Genomic DNA, 4,809 nt, shown 5'->3' on the forward strand with positions numbered 1-4,809 from the left:
CTCACCCACCGAGTGGCCGACGAGGTAGTCCGGACGGACTCCCCACGACTCGACCAGCCGGAACAACGCCACCTCGACGGCGAAGATCGCGGGCTGCGCCCAGCCGGTGTTCTTCAACGCCTCCGCGTCCGTGAACATCACCTCGCGCAGCGACCGGTCGAGCAGCCCGTCGAAGTGTGCGCACACCTCGTCCAGGGCGGTGGCGAACACCGGGAAGGTGTCCGCCAGTTCCCGGCCCATGCCGACGCGCTGACCGCCCTGCCCGGAGAACACGAACCCGGTGGAGCTGGAGCGGGCGCGGCCGGTGACGGTGTGCGGTGCCGGTTCGCCTGCCGCCAGGGCCGACAGGGCCGTCCGCAGCTCGTCGGTGCCGGCGCCGAGCACGACGGCGCGCTGGTCCAGCGCGGCGCGGGTCGTCGCCAGGGACAGGCCGACATCGGCCGCGTCCAGGCCGTCCACCCCGGCCGCAAGCCGTTCGGCCTGTGCGGTCAGCGCGTTGGCCGTCTTCATGGCCACCGGCCAGGGCACCACCGGCAGGACGACGTCCGGCGTCGCCACCGGAGCCGGGTCGTGGGCCGGTGCCTCCTCGATGATCACGTGCGCGTTGGTGCCGCTGATGCCGAACGACGACACACCCGCGCGGCGCGGGCGCTCGCCGCGCGGCCACGGACGGGACTCGGACAGCAGCTCCACGGCGCCGGACGCCCAGTCGACGTGCGACGACGGCTCGCTCACGTGCAGCGTGCCGGGCAGTTCCTCGTGCCGCATCGCCAGCACCATCTTGATCAGGCCCGCGACCCCGGCCGCGGCCTGGGTGTGCCCGATGTTGGACTTGATCGAGCCCAGCCACAGCGGCCGGCCGGCCGGCCGGTCCTGCCCGTAGGTGGCTAGCAGCGCCTGTGCCTCGATCGGGTCGCCGAGCGTCGTGCCCGTGCCGTGCGCCTCGACCGCGTCCACCTCGGCGGCCGTCAGACCGGCGGTGGCCAGGGCCTGCCGGATGACGCGCTGCTGCGACGGACCGTTCGGGGCGGTCAGGCCGTTCGACGCGCCGTCCTGGTTGGTGGCGCTGCCGGTGACGAGGGCGAGCACCTGGTGGCCGTTGCGCCGGGCGTCCGAGAGCCGTTCGAGGACGAGGACTCCGACGCCTTCGGCCCAGCCGGTGCCGTCGGCGTCGTCCGAGAACGCCTTGCACCGGCCGTCCACGGCGAGCCCGTGCTGCCGGCTGAAGCTGACGAACGGGGTGGGCGTGGAGATGAGTGTGACACCGCCGGCCAGCGCGAGATCGCACTCGTCGCCGCGCAGGGCCTGCGCCGCCAGGTGCAGGGCGACGAGCGAGGAGGAGCAGGCCGTGTCGACGGTGACCGCCGGTCCCTCAAGGCCCAGCGCGTACGAGATCCGGCCGGACAGGACGCTGGAGGCGTTGCCCGTCATGAAGTAGCCGTCGGCGCCCTCCGGGGAGGCCATCAGCAGGCCGCCGTAGTCGGAGCCGTTGCCACCGGCGAACATGCCGGTCCGGCTGCCGGCCAGGGACAGGGGGTCGATGCCCGCCCGTTCCGTGGCCTCCCAGGCGGTCTCCAGGAGGAGCCGCTGCTGCGGGTCCATGGACAGCGCCTCGCGCGGGTTGATCCCGAAGAGTCCGGCGTCGAACTCTCCGACGCCCCGCACGAATCCGCCGTGCCGGGTGTAGGTCGTACCGGCGTTGTCCGGGTCGGGGTCGTACACCCCGTCGATGTCCCAGCCGCGGTCGTCCGGGAAGTCGGATATCGCGTCGATGCCCTCGGACACCAGCCGCCACAGCTCCTCCGGCGAGGAGACGCCGCCGGGAAGGCGGCAGCTCATGCCGACGATGGCGATCGGGTCGTCGTCCTGGCCGCTGGCGCCACCGGCCGGAACCGGGGTGGCGGGTGCCGGGTCGGCGAGGCCGACGAGTTCCTGGCGCAGCAGGCGCGTGAGGGCGGTCGGGGTCGGGTGGTCGAAGATCAGCGTGGCGGGCAGGCGCAGCCCGGTGGCCGAGTTGAGCCGGTTGCGGAGTTCGATCGCCGTCAGCGAGTCGAACCCGATGTCGGAGAACACGCGTGCGGGTTCCACGTCGGTGGGTGCGGCGAATCCGAGCACCGCGGCGACGTGGCCGCGCACCAGGTCGAGCAGTTCGCGTTCCCGCTCGGCCTCGGTGAGCCCGGCGAGCCGGGCGGCCAGCGAGTCGCCGCCCGCGACGGTGTCGCCGCTCGTGGCATCCAGCGCCTCGCGGGCCTCCGGAATGCCGTCGAGGAGCGTGCTGCGGCGGCTCGCGGTGAGGGCGGGCGCGTAGACGGCCCAGTCGATGGAGGCCACCGTGAGCGTGGCCTCTCCCCCACCGACCGCCTGCCGCAGTACGGCGACCGCGGACTCGGGGGCCAGCGAGTGGACACCGCCCTTGCGCTGCCTGGCCTCGACGGCCGCGCTGTCCGCCATGCCCGCGTCGGACCAGGGGCCCCACGCGATCGATGTGGCGGCGAGGCCGTCGGCCCGGCGGCGTTCGGCCAGGGCGTCGAGGACCGCGTTGGCGGCCGCGTAGTTCGCCTGCCCGGGGCCGCCCCAGATTCCGGCGGTGGAGGCGAACAGGACGAACGCGTCGAGTTCCACGCCGAGTGCCCGGGTCGTCTCATCCAGGAGCAGCGCGGCGTGTGCCTTGGGCGCCATGACCTGGGCGATGCGTTCGGCACCGAGCGAGTCGAGGATGCCGTCGGCCAGGACACCGGCCGCGTGCACGACCGCCGTCAGCGGGGCCGCGTCGTCGGTGAGCCCGGAGAGCAGCGCGGTGACCTGCGCGCGGTCGGCCATGTCGCAGGCGGCGAGGGTGACCCTGGCGCCGGTTTCCTCCAGTTCCCGGGCGAGTTCCGGCGCGCCGGGCGCGTCCGCGCCGCGGCGGCTGGTCAGCACCAGGTGCTCGGCACCGTTGCCGGCCGCCCAGCGGGCCATCCTGGCGCCCAGGGCGCCGGTGCCGCCGGTGATCAGGACCGTGCCCGACGGCGTCCACGCCGTGTCCGCGTCGCTCGTGTGCGGGGCGCGCACGAGCCGCCGGCCGAACAGGCCCGACGCGCGCAGGGCGACCTGGTCCTCGTCGCCCGCGGCGATGGCGTTGAGCAGCCGCCGCGCGGAGCGTGCGTCGGCCTCTTCCGGTACGTCGGCCAGTCCGCCCCAGCGGTCCGGGTGCTCCAGCGCTGCGACGCGCCCGAGCCCCCACACCGCCGCCAGGCCCGGCCGGGTCACCGTGTCCCAGCGGGCGGCCGAGACCGCTCCGGAGGTCAGCGACCAGAGCGGTGCGGCGATGCCCGCGTCCCCGAGCGCCTGGAGCAGTACGGCGGTCAGCGCCAGGCCCCGGGGCAGCCCGGGAAGCCCGTCGGTGTCCCGCTCGTCCCAGGCCAGCAGGGAGACGACCCCGGCGAACTCGGCGGGTCCGGCGGCCTCCGCGGCCTCTTCGGCCCCTTCGGCCCCCTCGTGTCCGGCGGCTCGCGCGGTTTCGGTGAGCAGGGCGGTGAGTGCCGTGCGGTCCTGGGCGGTCCCGTCCAGCCGCAGGGGCCGGACGGTCGCGCCCCGGGCGGTCAGCTCGTCGGCGATCGTGTCCGCCCAGTTCCGGGCGGCGTCGCCGTTGCCGTCCGTGCCGGCGGAGGTCACCACCAGCCAGTCGCCGGTGAGCGGCTCCCCGTCCGCCGGAGCGAGCGGGGTCCAGTTGACCCGGTAGCGCCAGGAGTCGGTGGTGTCCTGCTCACGCTGCTTGCGCCGCCAGTCGGCGAGCGCGGGCAGCAGCGAATCGATGACCGATGCGTCGGCGTCCAGCGTGCCGGCCAGCGCGTCCGTGTCGGCCCGCTCGACGGCCGCCCAGAACTCCCGGTCCGCCGCCGTGCCCCCGTCGGCGGCCACAGCGGCCGGCTCGGTGTCGAACTCCGGCCAGTACGGGCGGCGTTGGAAGGCGTACGTGGGCAGGTCGACGAGGCCGGGACGGGCCTCGGGGAAGGCGGCCGTCCAGTCGACGTCCACACCATGGACCCACAGCTCGGCGACTCCGGCCAGGAACCGGTCCAGGCCACCGTCGTCACGCCGCAGCGAACCGGTGACCACGCTCTCGTCCGCGATCTCCTGAACGGCGGCGGACAGCACGGGGTGCGAGGAGACCTCCACGAACACGCCGTAGCCCTCGGCCGCCAGCTTCTCGATGGCCTCGGCGAAACGGACCTGGGAGCGAAGGTTCGTCACCCAGTAGTTCGCGTCCATCTCGGAGCCGTCGATGAACTCACCCGTCACCGTCGACAGAAGCGGAATCGTGCCCGCACGCGGGGCAACACCCGCCAGACTCGCAGTCAACTCGTCATGCAGCACATCCATGGCCGGCGAGTGCGAGGCGTAGTCCACCGCGATCCGGCGCGCCCGGAATCCCAGCTCCACGCACTTGGCAACGGCTTCCTCCACCGCGGCGACCTCACCCGAGATCACCACCTGCGAAGGACCATTCACCGCGGCGACCGACACCCGGCCGTCCCAGGCGGAAAGAATCTCCTCCACCTGAGCCACCCCGGCACCCACCGACGCCATCGTCCCGCCCCCACTGGCCAGCCCGGCAATCGCCCGGCTGCGCACACAGACCACACGCAGCGCATCCTCCAGCGACAACGCCCCCGCCACATACGCGGCAGCGATCTCACCCTGCGAATGCCCCACCACAGCCGCCGGCACCACACCGAACGACCGCCACACCGCCGCCAGACCCACCATCACCACAAACGACGCGGGCTGAACCACATCAACCCGCTCAAGGGACTCCGCCCCACGCAG

The 4,809-nt window shown here is 73.9% G+C and carries 1 protein-coding gene; it reads right to left on the minus strand.

Features of this window, described 5'->3' with window-relative positions; genetic code table 11:
- Positions 1 to 4,809, minus strand: a 4,809-nt coding sequence (locus tag B082_RS0131200; RefSeq protein ID WP_267885853.1) for a type I polyketide synthase, incomplete at its 3' end; no start/stop codon positions are given.

Origin of the sequence: Streptomyces sp. ATexAB-D23 (genome assembly GCF_000373645.1) — a bacterium.
GTDB classification, from domain to species: domain Bacteria; phylum Actinomycetota; class Actinomycetes; order Streptomycetales; family Streptomycetaceae; genus Streptomyces; species Streptomyces castrisilvae.